Genomic DNA, 17,279 nt, shown 5'->3' on the forward strand with positions numbered 1-17,279 from the left:
TGTGATGTCAGTACCATTTACTTTGGATTCATATCCAGCTACTGGCTGTTCTTTCACTTCATACTTGTACGCTACTCCGTTTGCATCGTATGCTTGGAGGTTTTCAAACGTGTACTTCCAGTTTGTTTCTGCTGTTACTTCTTTTGTACCTACTACTTTACCATTTTGTAGTAAGTCTACTTTGATTGTGCTTGGACGATCTGTTGCGTTGTTATCGTTCCACGTTTTCGTTCCTTCTACTTTTGTTTCGCCTACTTTTGTATTTGTGATGTCAGTACCACTTACTTTGGATTCATATCCTGGTACCGCTTGTTCTTTCACTTCATACTTGTATGCCTTACCCTCTGCATCGTAAGCTTGGAGTTTGTCAAACGTGTACTTCCATTCACTTGCTGCTGTTACTTCTTTTGTATCTACTACTTTACCGTTTTGTAATAAATCTACTTTAATCGAGCTTGGACGATCTGTTGCGTTATTATCGTTCCACGTTTTTGTTCCTTCTACTTTTGTTTCGCCTATTTTTGTATTTGTGATGTCATAACCGTGTACGTCAGATTGGTATCCCGCTACTGGCTGTTCTTTCACTTCATACTTGTACGCTACTCCATTTGCGTCATATGCTTCTACATCTGCAAATGCATATTTCCAGTTTGTTGCCGCTGTTACTTCTTTTGTATCTACTACTTTACCGTTTTGTAGTAAGTCTACTTTGATTGTGCTTGGACGATTTGTTGCGTTGTTATCGTTCCACGTTTTTGTTCCTTCTACTGTCAATTTCGCTACTTTTGTATTCGTGATGTCAGTACCACTTACTTTGGATTCATATCCAGCTACCGGTTGTTCCTTCACTTCATACTTGTACGCTACTCCATTTTCATCGTATGCTTGTAGCTTTTCAAACGTATACTTCCAGTTTGTTTCTGCTGTTACTTCTTTTGTATCTACTACTTTACCATTTTGTAAAAGGTCTACTTTGATCATTTCCGGACGATTTTTCGCGTTATCGTCTTTCCATGTTTTCGTTCCTTCTACTTTTGTTTCGCCTACTTTTGTATTTGTGATGTCAGTACCACTTACTTTGGATTCATATCCAGCCACCGGTTGTTCCTTCACTTCATACTTGTATGCTACTCCATTTTCATCATATGCTGCTAAATCTTTGAATTCGTATTTCCAGCCTGTTGCTTTGCTTACTTCTTGCGTCGCAATCACTGTACCATTTTGTAAAAGGTCTACTTTAATCATTTCCGGGCGATCTTTCGCGTTATCGTCTTTCCATGTTTTCGTTCCTTCTACTTTTGTTTTGCCTACTTTTGTATTTGTGATGTCAGTACCACTTACTTTGGATTCATATCCTGGTACTGCTTGTTCTTTCACTTCATACTTGTATGCTACTCCGTTTGCATCGTATGCTTGGAGTTTATCAAACGTGTACTTCCATTCTGTTGCCGCTGTTACTTCTTTTGTATCTACTACTTTACCGTTTTGTAAAAGATCTACTTTGATCATTTCCGGACGATTTTTCGCGTTATCGTCTTTCCATGTTTTCGTTCCTTCTACTTTCGTTTCGCCTACTTTTGTATTTGTGATGTCAGTACCTTTTACTTTGGATTCATATCCTGGTACTGCTTGTTCTTTCACTTCATACTTGTATGCTACTCCATTTTCATCATACGCTGCTAAATCTTTGAATTCGTATTTCCAGCCTGTTGCTTTGCTTACTTCTTGCGTCGCAATCACTGTACCATTTTGTAAAAGGTCTACTTTAATCATTTCCGGACGATCTGTTGCGTTATCGTCTTTCCACGTTTTCGTTCCTTCTACTTTTGTTTGACCTACTTTTGTATTTGTGATGTCAGTACCACTTACTTTGGATTCATATCCAGCTACTGGCTGTTCTTTCACTGTATACTCGTAAGCCTTTCCTTCCGCATCATATGCTGCTAAATCTGCGAATATATATTTCCAACCCATTACCGCTAGTACGTCTTGTGTTTTAATCACGTTACCGTTTTGTAGTAAGTCTACTTTGATCATTGTCGGACGGTCTGTTGCATTATCGTCTTTCCATGTTTTCGTTCCTTCTACTTTTGTTTTGCCAACCTTTGTATTCGTGATGTCATAACCTTTTACTTCTGTTTGATATCCGTCTACTGCTTGTTCTTTCACTTCATACTTATATGCCTTGCCTTCGGCATCGTATGCCGCTAAATCTGTAAACGCATATTTCCATTCGCTTGCTGCGCTTACTTCTTTTGTATCGATTACCTTGCCATTTTGTAGTAGGTCTACTTTGATTGTTTTCGGACGATCTTTCGCATTGTCGTCTTTCCACGTTTTTGTTCCTTCTACTTTTGTTTGACCTACTTTTGTATTTGTAATGTCATAACCTTTTACTTCTGTTTGATATCCGTCTACTTCTTGTTCTTTTACTTCATACTTATATGCCTTGCCTTCGGCATCGTATGCCGCTAAATCTTTGAATTCATACTTCCAACCGCTTGCTTCTGTTACTTCTTGTGTTGCGATTACTTGGCCATTTTGTAGTAAGTCGACTTTAATCATCGTCGGACGATCTTTCGCATTATCGTCTTTCCACGTTTTCGTTCCTTCTACTTTTGTTTGACCTACTTTAGTATTCGTGATGTCATAACCATGTACTTCTGTTTGATATCCGTCTACTTCTTGTTCTTTCACTTCATACTTATATGCCTTACCTTCGGCATCATATGCCGCTAAATCTTTGAATTCATACTTCCAACCGCCTGCTTCTGTTACTTCTTGCGTTGCGATTACTTGGCCATTTTGTAGTAAGTCGACTTTAATCATATTCGGACGATTTTTCGCATTATCGTCTTTCCATGTTTTCGTTCCTTCTACTTTTGTTTGCGCCACTTTTGTATTTGTAATGTCATAACCTTTTACTTTGGATTGATATCCGTCTACTGGTTGTTCTTTTACTTCATACTTATATGCCTTACCTTCGGTATCATATGCCACTAAATCTGTAAACGCATATTTCCATTCGCTTGCTGTGCTCACTTCTTTTGTATCGATTACCTTGCCATTTTGTAGTAGGTCTACTTTGATTGTTTCTGGACGCCCTTCACCATTTCCGTCCTTCCATACCTTCGTTCCTTCTACTTTTGTTTGACCAACCTTTGTATTCGTGATGTCATTACCTTTTACTTCTGTTTGATATCCGTCTACTGCTTGTTCTTTTACTTCATACTTGTATGCCTTACCTTCGGCATCATATGCCGCTAAATCTTTGAATTCATATTTCCAACCTGTTGCTTCTGTTACTTCTTGTGTTGCGATTACTTGGCCATTTTGTAGTAAGTCGACTTTAATCATCGTCGGACGTTCTGATGAATTATCGTCTTTCCATGTCTTCGTTCCTTCTACTTTTGTTTGGCCTACCTTTGTATTGGTGATGTCATTACCGTTTACCTCAGATTTGTATCCGTCTACCGGTTGTTCTTTCACCTTATACTCGTAAGCTACTCCGTTTGCATCGTATGCTTGTAGGTTTTCAAATGTGTACTTCCAATTTGTTGCTGCTGTTACTTCTTTTGTGTCTACTACTTTACCATTTTGTAGTAAGTCGACTTTAATCATCGTCGGACGATCTGTTGCGTTGTTATCGTTCCAAGTCTTTGTTCCTTCTACTTTCGTTTCGCCTACTTTTGTATTTGTGATGTCATATCCTTTTACTTTGGATTGATATCCATCTACTGCTTGTTCTTTCACTTCATACTTATATGCCTTACCTTCAGCATCGTATGACGCTAAATCTTTGAATTCATATTTCCAGCCTGTCACTTCTGTTACTTCTTGTGTTGCGATTACTTGGCCATTTTGTAGTAAGTCGACTTTAATCATCGTCGGACGATCTTTCGCATTATCGTCTTTCCACGTTTTCGTTCCTTCTACTTTTGTTTGACCAACTTTAGTATTCGTGATGTCATAACCATGTACTTCTGTTTGATATCCGTCTACTTCTTGTTCTTTTACTTCATACTTGTATGCTACTCCGTTTGCATCGTATGCTTGGAGGTTTTCAAATGTGTACTTCCAATTTGTTGCTTTGCTTACTTCTTTTGTATCTACTACTTTACCATTTTGTAGTAAATCTACTTTAATCATTGTTGGACGATCTTTCGCATTATCGTCTTTCCATGTTTTCGTTCCTTCTACTTTCGTCTTGCTTACTTTTGTATTCGTAATGTCATTACCTTTTACTTCGGATTGATATCCGTCTACTGGTTGTTCTTTTACTTCATACTTGTATGCCTTACCTTCGGTATCGTATGCCGCTAGATCTGTAAACGCATATTTCCATTCGCTTGCTGCGCTTACTTCTTTTGTATCGATTACCTTGCCATTTTGTAGTAGGTCTACTTTAATCATTTCTGGACGTCCTTCACCATTTCCGTCCTTCCATACCTTCGTTCCTTCTACTTTTGTTTGACCAATCTTTGTATTCGTGATGTCATTACCTTTTATTTCTGTTTGATATCCGTCTACGGCTTGTTCTTTCACTTCATACTTGTATGCCTTACCTTCGGCATCATATGCCGCTAAATCTTTGAATTCGTATTTCCAGCCTGTTGCTTTGCTTACTTCTTGCGTCGCAATCACTGTACCATTTTGTAGTAGGTCTACTTTAATCATTTCCGGACGATCTTTCGCGTTATCGTCTTTCCATGTTTTCGTTCCTTCTACTTTTGTTTTGCCTACTTTTGTATTTGTGATGTCATTACCTTTTACTTCTGTTTGATATCCGTCTACTGCTTGTTCTTTCACTTCATACTTATATGCCTTGCCTTCGGCATCGTATGCCGCTAAATCTGTAAACGCATATTTCCATTCACTTGCTGCGCTTACTTCTTTTGTATCGATTACCTTGCCATTTTGTAGTAAGTCTACTTTAATCATATTCGGACGATCTTTCGCATTATCGTCTTTCCACGTTTTTGTTCCTTCTACTTTTGTTTGACCTACTTTTGTATTTGTAATGTCATAACCTTTTACTTCTGTTTGATATCCGTCTACTGCTTGTTCTTTTACTTCATACTTGTACACTACTCCATTTGCATCATAGACTGCTAGGTTGTCAAATTTGTATTTCCAACCATCTGCCGCTGTTACTTCTTTCGTGTCTATTACTTTTTCATTTTGTAGTAAGTCTACTTTGATCATTGTCGGACGATCTGTTGCGTTATCATCTTTCCATGTCTTTGTTCCTTCTACTTTTGTTTGCGCTACTTTTGTATTTGTAATGTCATAACCTTTTACTTCTGTTTGATATCCATCTATCGGTTGTTCTTTCACTTCATACTTGTACGCTACTCCATTTGCATCATAGACTGCTAGGTTGTCAAATTTGTATTTCCAACCATCTGCCGCTGTTACTTCTTTCGTGTCTACTACTTTCTCATTTTGTAGTAAGTCTACTTTGATTGAACTTGGACGATCTTTCTCGTTATCGTCTTTCCATGTTTTTGTTCCTTCTACCTTTGTTGTTTGTAACATTTTTGTATTTGTAATGTCATAACCTTTTACTTCTGTTTGATATCCGTCTACTGCTTGTTCTTTTACTTCATACTTGTACGCTACTCCATTTGCATCATAGACTGCTAGGTTGTCAAATTTGTATTTCCAACCATCTGCCGCTGTTACTTCTTTCGTGTCTACTACTTTCTCATTTTGTAGTAAGTCTACTTTGATTGAACTTGGACGATTTTTCTCGTTATCGCCTTTCCACGTCTTCGTTCCTGAAACAGATGTAGTTTTCACCTTATTCGGAATCGGCAACTTAACTCCATTTACAGCATCTGATTTAACTTCAAAAATTACTTTTGCCTGAGGATCGAAATCAACATAGTCTGGAGCTGAAACTTCTTGCACATAATATTTACCTGGTTGTAAATTAGGAATTTCAATTATCCCTTTTTCATCTGTTTTATATACATCTCCAACTTGTTCATCAGACTCTTTATACAACTTAAACGAAACATTTGGGATTACTTTTTCTTCATCCCCTTCAATATGCTTCACAATTTTTAGCGTTCCTCTTGGAGTCACGTTACCTTCAGCACCACCGCCAGCTGTCATATTTTCGACTGGATGAGTACCCGATTCAGTAACTGGTTCTTTGTTTAGAACTTGGTAGTCAATCGTATAATCATTCTTAAAAAACTCTTGCTTCTTCCCAGCTTCCGTTATAGTGGATGTATAACCAATCGTAAAGGCAGCAAGACGTGCTTTATCCTTATTAAGTACAACTTTAAATGATCTGTCTCCAGTAAAGGTAATCGTTCCGTAACCTTGCTTTTCAAGCTCTTGTAGCGTTAAAGATCGATGACCTAGATAATCATCTACACTTATATAGAAACTATCCTTATTAAGTGTTTGACCTTCCTGTAAATTATCAGTCACAACAATATCACGACTTAACTCTTCTTTATTTAAGTTTATATTTAAGAACCAACGCACCTCACCTGGCTTACCTCTCATATCACCAGTTTTATAAAAAAACGGACCCTTTCCAGGATCTGTACCACCACCGCTTGTTGGACCGGTAATTATTACAGACTGCTTATCTACATTTGTACCGAAATTGGTTTCAATCTCTTTCTTTTCATCCGTTCCTACATTAGCAGCTTCCACGAAAAAGTTTAAATACCCTTTAATATTTTGATGTGTACTCACTTTATCATTAAATGTACATACCACAGTACCTGCAGTGACTTTACAAGTACCATAGTCATCTAATAGAAACTCTGTGTCTAATCCTTTTAATTCTGGAGGCAGTGTTAATGTTAGTGTGTCTCCAGGCTTCAGCTTAAGGCCATTTTTTTCACTGAAGTTTACAGTGACTTTAGTCTGTTGTCCGATAAAAAGATCTGTTTTATCAATCTTAAAACTATCCACAAGTCCTGCTGTGTTTAGCTCTTGCGCATTAGCTACTATAGGTAAAAGACTCTGACCTATAGTAAACATGAAAATCATTATAATCGAAAAAATCGAAGTAACTCTTTTTAAATACATATTTTATGTTATCCTCCTATAAAGTTAAAAATAGATAGATCCTGGTACAAGCATACTATGACAAAGATTCTACCATTCAATGTCATTAAGCCACTTTACTAAAATGTGTTTGATAGCTATTATCATCTTTTTCTCTTTTTTCAACCCTTCTATTATTTAGAAGCTTGAAGTCTGACTTTTATATAGATTCATCTCATTTCTCCGACATGTCTAAACTATGTTTTTTCTGGCCTATACTGTTTAACAAGAACAGATACAGGACAGGACAAATTTTGATAAAGAAATTCAAATTACACGTACACATGAACGGACCACAGAATAACTTCAAAGCTAGAAGAAGACAATTTGAAAAGCACTCACGATAAAGCTCATGACAGCCATTGTCGTCTTATTATGCTGTGAAATTTTAGAAATTTCTTCAAACCCAATGCAAACGTTTGCGCTATAAATGTAAAAATTTCATTGCCGGCAAGTATGGAAGAGCTACTTCACAGTAAATATGCATTTGGTCAACTTCCTTACTTATCCTCCTAAAGAATAACAAGAAGTACCATCTATAATCGAAATTAGCATATCAGCCGAGGAAATTTACAACTGTGAAACATACTTGGATACTCGTATTCTAAAAGATGTTATTGAAGATGCGTTTTCTGCCATTATGAGTTGAGGTGAAATTGGCCATATGTTAAAATGTTTTATGTTTAGTTACACAACCGACCTACACACCGAAACAAGTAGAACAAGAAGCGTTCCACCGCCAGCATTATATAATTAAAAACGCTCTGGATGAAGTATTGTTTGCTTATGCAAGATCAAAGTCATATTCTCCAAATTTGAATACAGTGGACCGAATTTGGGGGTAACTAAAAAAGAGTATGATTGTCAACTGATTTCATGTAAATCGCATAGAAATACGAAATTCAGCCTTTTCATTTTTGGAGTATATAAATGAGTGTCGAGAAAACACACTTTGCCTAATGGGTTCCATGGCTATGTCGAAGAATTAAAATGAGCTTATATATGATGATAATATCAAAACCGAGAGATTTATATCCTTTCATTATTTTTTATCAAATCATGAAAACTTTAATTGTACTATATGTACTATTTTAAACATACCATCCCTAGTTTCTTGACTAAGTTGGAAGTTTTCAAGATTAATTACTAATTGGTTAAATACTTGGTTAGATGAATTGTTATTTTAGTATTTGGCCTAGCTGCAACAATGTTTTTTACAACAATCACACCATTTCCTAGTAACATTCCACCAACTAATAATACATATATGGATTTTTGATAATCTTACCCCCAACAGTCTATTATTCTAGAATCGTTCCTAAAAATCAATAGTTAATTGGTATTTTACTATTTTCACTTCATCACCATAACATATATTTGTCACATGTATTTATATTAGAAAACTGGCACAAAAAAAGAGACAGCTCTGCCATCTCTTTTTTTATTTCAGTTTCCCCTCATCAAGACGTACGTGAGGTTCTCCCCCATACGTCTTTTCGTTGGTCTTTTTTCTTTGACATCTAATCAGTTTATAGACTGATCAGATGTCTTTATATCAACTTGTATATCACTTCTAAACAAAAATAAGTATCTTTTCTTTTGTCTATTACATTTTTTCTGGTGCAGATACTCCTACGATTGCTAATGCATTTTGAAGTGTAGTGCGTACTGCTTTCATTAATTCGTAACGAGCTTTACTTAATTCTAAGTTATCTTGGTTTAATACTTTTTCTGCATTGTAGAAGCTGTGTAATGCTGCTGCTAATTCAAATGCATAGCCTGTAATGCGGTGTGGCAGACGTTTTTGCGCTGCATCCGCAACTACAGCTGGGAATTCACCAAGTTTTTTCAGTAACTCTACTTCTTTCTCAGAAGTAACAAGTTTGTAATTTACGTCTCCGCCTGTAGCTAATCCTAACTCTTCACCTTGACGAAGGATACTGCATACACGAGCATGTGCATATTGTGCATAGTATACTGGGTTTTCATTAGATTTTGATACAGCTAAGTCCATATCGAAGTCTAAATGAGAATCACCGCTACGCATTGCGAAGAAGTAACGCATTGCGTCTACGCCTACTTCTTCCATAAGCTCACGAAGTGTAACTGCTTTACCTGTACGCTTACTCATTTTCATTTTTTCACCATTTTGGTACAGTTGTACCATTTGGATGATTTCTACTTCAAGTGTTTCTTTATCGTAACCTAGCGCTTGAATAGCAGCTTTCATACGCGGAATGTAACCGTGGTGGTCAGCACCCCAAATATTGATTAGCTTATCGAAACCACGCTCTAATTTATCACGGTGATAAGCAATATCTGGCGTTAAGTATGTGTAAGAACCATCATTTTTAATTAATACACGGTTTTTATCGTCACCGTAAGTCATTGAACGGAACCAAGTTGCGCCGCCTTCTTCAAAGATTTCCTCACGCTCTTTTAATACAGCAAGAGCCTGATCAATTTTCCCGTTTTTGTATAATGATGTTTCTGAGAACCACACATCGAAGTTAACACGGAAGCTTGCTAAGTCTTTTTGAAGTTTTGCTAACTCATATTTCAAACCGTATGAACGATAGAATTCATAGCTTTCTTCTGCATCAGCTTTTGCATAACGATCACCAAATTCTTCAGCTAAACGTTTACCGATTCCAATGATGTCCGCACCATGATAACCGTCTTCTGGCATTTCTTTCTCTAAACCTAAAGCTTGCATGTAACGAGCTTCAACAGAAAGAGCTAAGTTATGAATTTGGTTACCAGCATCATTAATGTAGTACTCACGAGATACATCGTATCCTGCTTTTGCTAATACGTTACATAAAGTGTCACCTACTGCCGCACCACGTGCATGTCCTAAGTGAAGATCGCCTGTTGGATTCGCAGATACGAACTCAATTTGTACTTTTTCACCTTTACCAGTATTCGTTTCACCGTATGCTTCACCAGCGTTTACAATTGTTGGGATTAAGTCTGTTAAGTAGCTATTATCCATGTAGAAGTTAATGAAACCAGGACCAGCGATTTCAATTTTTTCAATAGAAGCTTTTGCTTTATCGAAGTTTGCAACTAATTCTTCTGCAATCATACGAGGTGCTTTTTTCGCAACGCGTGCAAGTTGCATTGCCATATTTGTAGAGAAGTCACCGTTTGTTTTATCTTTTGGAGATTCTAATACAACGTTTGGAATTTGTTCTTCTGTCGCTAATTCTGCCTTTAATACAGCAGCTTGGATTTCTTCTTTAATCAATCCTTTTACTTGTTCTAAAGAATTCATTATTTTGCCTCCTTCAAATTAATAGTAATTGTATATCTGCCAGCTTCTTGTTCACTTAGAAGCAATGCGTACGTTAAGAAGAGTTGTCCTTTTTTCTTTTCATCCGACCATTTAAAAAGAACGTTATCAGTTTTCGTTTGCAATGCAAACGTACCAAGTTCACTCGTATACGTACCAGTTGTCCATTCACCTTTCACATGCGTCTGACGCATAGAAATAGCACCTGAACGCATTATGAGAACTTGTTCATCTTGAATTTTAATAATTGTTTTCACTTCGCCTTGTTCGTTCGGCTCTTGGAATGTTATATATGTACCTTGACCTTTTACATAGTATTGACCATTTGCTTCAAAAGCAACGGTTTCCTTCCTCGCCCCTTCACGGATTTCTGTTACGAAATGAACGTGTACTGGCAAGCCTGCAAGTTGTTTCTTCACGTCTTGCACACCTCTCAAATGTTATAGATATTAAATACTACTTATAATAAATCACTTTTCCTATCATATCAAAAAAAGACTCTGTCTGTCTGCTGAAAAATCAGGAAAACTCCTTTTCAAAAAATAATTCACCTTCTCTTTATTGCGTATGTTAAAATATTTTTAAAATCTGAATATTTTTTCATTTAAAGAGGTGAATCTAATGCTACCAACAAAATTAAAAAAAGGTGATGAAATCAGGGTTATTTCACCATCTTGTAGTTTAAGTATTGTCTCAAATACGAACCGAGACCTTGCTATAAAAAGATTAACCGACATGGGCTTTCACGTTACATTCTCAAAAAATGCTGGAGAAATAGATAGCTTTTCTTCATCCTCTATTTCTTCACGAATTCAAGATCTTCATGAAGCATTTAGAGACCCTAATGTAAAAGCAATTTTGACGACACTTGGTGGGTACAACTCTAATGGTTTATTGAAACATCTCGATTATGATTTAATTCGAGAAAATCCGAAATTTTTCTGTGGCTATTCTGATATTACCGCTTTAAATAATGCCATTTACACCAAAACAGGCATCGTTACATATTCAGGACCCCACTTCTCTTCATTTGGAATGGAGAAGGGCCTCGATTATACGACCGATTACTTTTTAAAATGCTTAACTTCTAATGAACCTATTGAAATCATACCGTCAGAAATGTGGAGCGATGATTCTTGGTATATTGATCAGGAAAATCGAGAATTTATTAAAAATGAAGGATATGTTTCTATACATGAAGGAGAAGCTATCGGCGACATAATTGGGGGAAATATGAGCACATTTAATTTACTACAAGGTACGCCATATATGCCTAACTTACAGGACAAAATTTTATTTCTTGAAGAGGATAGTTTAACAGGAGAAGCTACCCTTAAAACTTTTGATCGATATTTACATTCTCTTATGCAGCAACCTTACTTTGAACATGTAAAAGGCATTGTTATAGGAAGAATGCAAAAAGGAGCAGAATGTACGATAGAAGACATTCAAGACATAATTGCTTCAAAGCCTGAACTTACACATATACCTATCATTGCAAACGCGAGTTTTGGACATACAACTCCTATTTTTACTTTCCCAATTGGCGGAAGAGCAAAAATCACTTCTAATGAAAAGAACACATCTATTACAATTTTAACGCAGTAAAAAAGGAGCGAACGATTCGCTCCTTTTAAGCTTTTTCTATTTTCTGTAAAGCTTTCTGTGGAATTGATTCTTTCGAGACTTCAGCCCACCCTTTTCCTTGCATACCTTTTGCATAAATTTTAATGAAGGAGCCTTCATGCAATTGGCGGTTTACCATCTTTTTAATGACTTGCTGTTTCCCATCTTCTGTATAGCCTTTAAATGTATATAAATATTCATCATCTTTTTTCTCGCCTTTATCTATAACTGCATAATAATCTTGTATTTCTTTATTCGAAAAGAAGTTGTCTACAAAAGCATCGACACCTTCTGTTTTTGATTGTAAATAATAAGCTGTACCACCTAAAATAATGGCGAAAACAGCTAAAACTTTAATTACTAATTTCATACATGCGCCTCCTGTTTGCACTTCTTTCTCACCAGTCTTATGTCTATACCTGTATTATACGAAAAAAGACATACTATACTCTATCGAAATGTCTTACACTTTCCTTACATTATTGTAAGGGTTTTTCGCATAACAGCAATTTCCCAATAAATTTTTTTCCGTTTCATGCACTTTTATATTATTATTGAATGATACAAATTTTTATTACAAAAATCAAAGGAGACAGTTTTCAAATGGCTATCTTGCAAGGTTTAGCACTATTACTTGTTGTACTCTGTCTATTTACACTTTTTAGTTACCGTGCTCCTTACGGAATGAAAGCAATGGGTGCTTTAGCTAATGCAGCAATCGCAAGTTTTCTTATTGAAGCATTTCACCGTTATATCGGTGGAGAAATGTTTCATAATGACTTTTTACAATCAGTAGGAGAAGCTTCTGGTAGTATGAGCGGTGTCGCAGCGGCGATTTTAGTAGCATTGGCAATTGGCGTTTCACCCGTATATGCTGTTTTAATCGGTATCGCTACTAGTGGATTCGGCATTTTACCAGGATTTTTCGCTGGATACGTTTGTGCCTTTGTCGTGAAATTTCTCGAAAAGAAATTACCAGCTGGTGTAGAATTTTTAGCAATTTTATTTATTGCCGCACCAATTTCACGTGGAATGGCCATGCTTATGGATCCGCTCGTTAACGCAACACTCGGTAAAATCGGTTCTATGATTTCAGTTGCAACTACAGAAAGTCCTATTATTATGGGTATTATGCTTGGTGGATTAATCACAGTTATTTCTACATCTCCATTAAGTTCTATGGCACTAACTGCAATGCTTGGATTAACAGGTTTACCAATGGCAATTGGTAGTCTTGCCGTAGCAGCCTCTGCCCCAATGAACTTTATTTTCTTTAAACGACTAAAAATTTGTTCAAAGAAAGATACAATTGCTGTAGCAATCGAGCCTTTAACACAAGCCGATGTTGTCTCAGCAAACCCAATTCCAATTTACGCGACAAACTTTGTTGGCGGTGCACTTGCCGGTATTATTACGTCGCTATTCCAGCTCGTTAATAATGCACCAGGGACAGCATCACCAATTCCAGGACTTCTCGTATTGTTTGGATTTAATGATGTAATAAAAGTTACGATTGCTGCCGTATTATGTGGAATCGTTACCATGATTGTCGGATATGCCGGATCAATTGTGTTCCGCAAATACCCAATTCGTTCCGCTGATGAAATTCGTGGCATTACTTCAGAAGAAAAAATTGCATAAGAAAAAAGGAGCTAACCTCATCCCGTGAGATTAGCTCTTTTTTCTGTGCCGCAATGTTATTGATAGTAAGTGAAATCATATCGACTTACCGACAAAGAACGACAAATAGGAAAGCCTCCTAGACACTTTCGTGTAGGAGGGCTTCACTTTTACTTTATCTAGCTACAGCGGCTAGAATGCTCGGTGGCTTCGCTTCTTCCTTCGAGGCCAAAAGCGCCTCTACGTCTGAAGCTCCATCCCCCTCACATTCTAAACGAGCCGCTTCCGCTTTTATTTCTATCCAGTTACGCCTTCTAGACCCTTGCGTCTAAGAACCTTCCCTGCCAAAAGGTAAAAAGCACCTTTTGCAGGAAAGAACCTTAGTCACCGGGTCTAAACAGTCGGCTTCACTTTTATTTCACCCAACCGAGCAGCATTTCCCGCACGAATTTGCTTGCTGCGATTGGTGTTTGATCACTATGATCGTAGACTGGAGCTACTTCTACTAAGTCTGCTCCGACTACTTTTATATTTGAATTTGCAATTGCTACGATGGACTCTAATAGTTCTTTAGATGTGATACCTCCAGCTTCTAATGTTCCTGTTCCAGGAGCGTGAGCTGGGTCTAATACGTCAATGTCAATTGTGACATAGACTGGGCGTCCTGCAAGTTTCGGTAATACTTCTTTTAACGGTTCTAATACGTCAAATTTATATAAGTTCATACCTACTTCTTTTGCCCATTCGAATTCTTCCTTCATTCCAGAACGAATACCGAAAGAATATACGTTTTCCGGACCAATTAAATCGCACACTTTACGAATTGGTGTAGAGTGCGATAAAGACTCTCCCTCATATGACTCGCGTAAGTCAGTATGAGCATCCATATGGATGATTGCTAAATCCGGATATTTTTTTGCCATTGCCTTAAAAATTGGCCAAGACACTAAGTGCTCTCCGCCGAGACCTAGTGGAAACTTACCGGCATCTAATAGTTTTGATACATATTCTTCAATCATGTCTATGCTGCGCTGTGGGTTCCCAAATGGTAACGGAATATCACCCGCATCAAAATACTTTACTTCTTCTAGTTCACGATCTAAATACGGACTGTATTCCTCTAGTCCAATTGATACTTCTCGAATACGTGCAGGGCCGAAGCGAGAACCTGGACGGTAACTTACTGTCCAATCCATTGGCATCCCGTAAATAACTGCCTCTGACTCTTCAAAACTTGGATGACTTTTAATAAATACTTTACCTGAATAAGCTTCATCAAAACGCATACTCTTTTCCTCCTTATGTGGAACTTAAGGTATCCCAACCTTTCATGATTTCTCAAATTTGGAGCGCACTGCTCCTCTTTCTCGATTTACCGGAGTCTTCTTTTTAACAATCAGAAGACTATGTTATTTACAGAGGTGTAAGTAGCTAGCATGTTCAAGTCTTCTGGACAAACACCTTAAATGAGCTACTTACACTTTATTTGTTCAAACTCGATTTTCTTACTTAATTAAATCGCCAACAAATTTCGGTAATGCGAATGCTGCATTATGTAATTCTTTTGTGTAATATTTCGTTTCGATTTCATGGAAACGTTCTTCGCTTACTTCTAATGGATCATGTTTTTTAGATCCGATTGTGAACGTCCAAAGTCCACTTGGATACGTCGGAATGTTTGCTGTGTATAGACGAGTAATTGGGAAAATCTCTTTTACGTCTTTAAACACAGTTGTAATTAGTTCTGGTGTAAACCAAGGGTTGTCCGTTTGGGCAACGAAAATACCATCTTCTTTTAACGCTTTTGAAATTCCAGCGTAGAAGCCTTTAGTAAATAGGTTTACTGCTGGGCCTACTGGCTCAGTAGAATCTACCATAATTACGTCATATTCGTTTTCGCTTTCTGCGATGTGTAGGAAACCGTCTCCTACTTTTACTTCTACACGCTCATTATCTAATGCACCTGCAATTGATGGTAAGTACTGCTTAGAGTACTCAATTACTTTTCCATCGATTTCAACAAGAGTTGCTTTCTTCACGCTTGGGTGTTTTAACACTTCACGAATAACACCACCATCGCCACCACCTACAACTAATACGTTTTCAGGGTTTGGATGTGTAAATAAAGGTACGTGCGCTACCATTTCATGATAAACGAACTCGTCCTTTTCTGTTGTCATAACCATGCCATCTAAAATAAGCATGTTTCCGAACTCTTCCGTTTCAACCATATCAAGTTTTTGGAATTCTGTTTGCTCCGTATGTAATGTGCGGTTAATACGCGCCGTAATTCCAAAATGCTTTGTTTGTTTTTCAGTGAACCATAGTTCCATCGTACAATCACGCCTTTCGCTGCAAATTTATAATAGGGACATCATTAATGTCCCCTAACAAAAATAAAACAAAACATCCAAAAAGTATAGTTAAAAGTACAAAAATACCGAAAATATATTTTAGTCAGACCGTTCTAACTTATATGCATAAAGAAAACCCTTTCTTAAGAAAGGGTTTTTGTCTCTATTTCGACTGGTTTACGAATCGGAATTAAGATTATAATACAACCAACTAACACTACAATGCCCCCAACTAAAAATGGGCTTTGCGGTGAAACTATATGACCGATAATTCCTGATAAGATTGGAGCAATTGCCCCCCCTAACCAACGAACAAAGTTGTACACACCTGACGTAATAGCTCTTTCATAAGGTGAAATATCCATTACATAACTTGTATATAACGCATTATTTAATCCTGATGCTAATCCTGATAGAACGATTAACACGATTTGTAACCACATAATTTTTACGAAGAATAGTGCAATTAATAACATCGCAAATACGAGTAAACTACCCTTTAACACTGTTTTCGGTTCATATTTCCCTTCTAGCTTATGTGCTAAAATTGCTGATCCGTAAGCTAGCGCTAATCCCCATCCGCAAAATACAAAACCTAATTGAATAGCAGATAAGTGCATAATAAGTGGTGAATATGCTAAAACGACGAAAAATCCGTAGTAGTATAACATCCCTGAAATGGCACCTTGCATAAACGGTTTATACTTCACCAAGTTAAGTAATTCCCCCATGCCCGCTGCTTTACGCTTCACTTTTCGCTCCGGTTCTTTTACAAAAAAGAAAACTAAAATAAATGCTAAGGAAATTAAAATACTCGTCGCAAAAAATGGGTAACGCCAAGAATGTCCACCTAATATTCCGCCTAATAATGGTCCACCTGCCATCCCTAAACCAATGGCTGCTTCATATAGTCCTACTGCTTCATGAACTTCTTTACTTAATGCAATTAATAATGTCATCGCCGTTGCGAAGAACATCGCATTTCCTAATCCCCACCCCGCGCGGAAAAGAGATAATTGAGCAATCGTTTGCGATATACCACATATAAATGCAAATACAGTCACAATCGCCAGACCGATCGTCATCATTCGTTTATCACCAAATCTTGATGCAAATATTCCAGCTGGTAACATCATAATTGCCATCGTTAAAATATATGCTGTAAATAACATCTCGACTTGCCAATGCGATGCACCAATTTGTTCAGCAATGCTTGGTAAAATTGGGTCGACTACCCCTATACCTGAAAAGGCAAGGAATGTAGCCACCACTGTAATCAATCTCCCTAATTTTTGTTTGCTCTCCATTTT

Annotated in this window: 9 protein-coding genes; 2 read left to right on the plus strand and 7 right to left on the minus strand. The window is 37.2% G+C overall.

The features are described from left to right. The 3 genes from FT637_RS19955 to FT637_RS19965 form a co-directional block, all read right to left on the minus strand. The coding region (locus FT637_RS19955) for a Cna B-type domain-containing protein (RefSeq protein ID WP_413773238.1) at positions 1-7,008 on the minus strand (7,008 nt) is incomplete at its 3' end. A 1,672-nt stretch (positions 7,009-8,680) separates the two neighbouring features. Continuing rightward, entirely contained in the window at positions 8,681-10,351 is a 1,671-nt protein-coding gene (gene argS, locus FT637_RS19960) for an arginine--tRNA ligase (protein ID WP_193647786.1), read from the minus strand. Then, entirely contained in the window at positions 10,351-10,788 is a 438-nt protein-coding gene (locus FT637_RS19965) for a DUF1934 domain-containing protein (protein ID WP_000744340.1), read from the minus strand. The genes argS and FT637_RS19965 overlap by 1 nt, the downstream gene beginning before the upstream one ends. 202 nt (positions 10,789-10,990) lie before the next feature. Between FT637_RS19965 and FT637_RS19970 the strand changes: the two genes are divergently transcribed. Continuing rightward, positions 10,991-11,977: a S66 peptidase family protein gene (locus FT637_RS19970; protein WP_193647787.1), complete on the plus strand. Its 987-nt coding sequence runs from the start codon at positions 10,991-10,993 to the stop codon at positions 11,975-11,977. A 25-nt stretch (positions 11,978-12,002) separates the two neighbouring features. Here FT637_RS19970 and FT637_RS19975 read toward each other — a convergent pair whose 3' ends face one another. Next, entirely contained in the window at positions 12,003-12,365 is a 363-nt protein-coding gene (locus FT637_RS19975; protein WP_193647788.1) for a YxeA family protein, read from the minus strand. 233 nt (positions 12,366-12,598) lie between these two features. On the opposite strand from FT637_RS19975, the gene FT637_RS19980 reads away from it, so the two are divergent. Continuing rightward, positions 12,599-13,636, plus strand: coding sequence for a PTS sugar transporter subunit IIC (locus FT637_RS19980; protein WP_193647789.1), 1,038 nt, complete (start codon positions 12,599-12,601; stop codon positions 13,634-13,636). A gap of 392 nt (positions 13,637-14,028) precedes the next feature. On the opposite strand, the gene speB is transcribed toward FT637_RS19980, so the two are convergent. From speB to FT637_RS19995, 3 genes are all read right to left on the minus strand, one after another. Beyond that, positions 14,029-14,901, minus strand: coding sequence for an agmatinase (speB, locus tag FT637_RS19985; RefSeq protein WP_193647790.1), 873 nt, complete (start codon positions 14,899-14,901; stop codon positions 14,029-14,031). Between the two features lie 219 nt (positions 14,902-15,120). Next, positions 15,121-15,948: a polyamine aminopropyltransferase gene (speE, locus tag FT637_RS19990; RefSeq protein ID WP_000424696.1), complete on the minus strand. Its 828-nt coding sequence runs from the start codon at positions 15,946-15,948 to the stop codon at positions 15,121-15,123. Between the two features lie 164 nt (positions 15,949-16,112). Next, the gene (locus FT637_RS19995) at positions 16,113-17,276 is read right to left on the minus strand and encodes an MFS transporter (protein WP_193647791.1); all 1,164 of its coding nucleotides are present in this window, start codon (positions 17,274-17,276) and stop codon (positions 16,113-16,115) included. Between the last annotated feature and the right edge of the window lie 3 nt (positions 17,277-17,279).

Source organism: Bacillus cereus, assembly GCF_015071065.1.
Lineage (GTDB): Bacteria > Bacillota > Bacilli > Bacillales > Bacillaceae_G > Bacillus_A > Bacillus_A cereus_BA.

Bases quoted from the DNA above. Each gene is read 5' to 3' on its own strand.
- argS (WP_193647786.1), bottom strand. From the start codon at position 10,351: ATGAATTCTTTAGAACAAGTAAAAGGATTGATTAAAGAAGAAATCCAA.
- FT637_RS19970 (WP_193647787.1), top strand. From the start codon at position 10,991: ATGCTACCAACAAAATTAAAAAAAGGTGATGAAATCAGGGTTATTTCA.
- FT637_RS19975 (WP_193647788.1), bottom strand. From the start codon at position 12,365: ATGAAATTAGTAATTAAAGTTTTAGCTGTTTTCGCCATTATTTTAGGT.
- FT637_RS19980 (WP_193647789.1), top strand. From the start codon at position 12,599: ATGGCTATCTTGCAAGGTTTAGCACTATTACTTGTTGTACTCTGTCTA.
- speB (WP_193647790.1), bottom strand. From the start codon at position 14,901: ATGCGTTTTGATGAAGCTTATTCAGGTAAAGTATTTATTAAAAGTCAT.
- speE (WP_000424696.1), bottom strand. From the start codon at position 15,948: ATGGAACTATGGTTCACTGAAAAACAAACAAAGCATTTTGGAATTACG.
- FT637_RS19995 (WP_193647791.1), bottom strand. From the start codon at position 17,276: ATGGAGAGCAAACAAAAATTAGGGAGATTGATTACAGTGGTGGCTACA.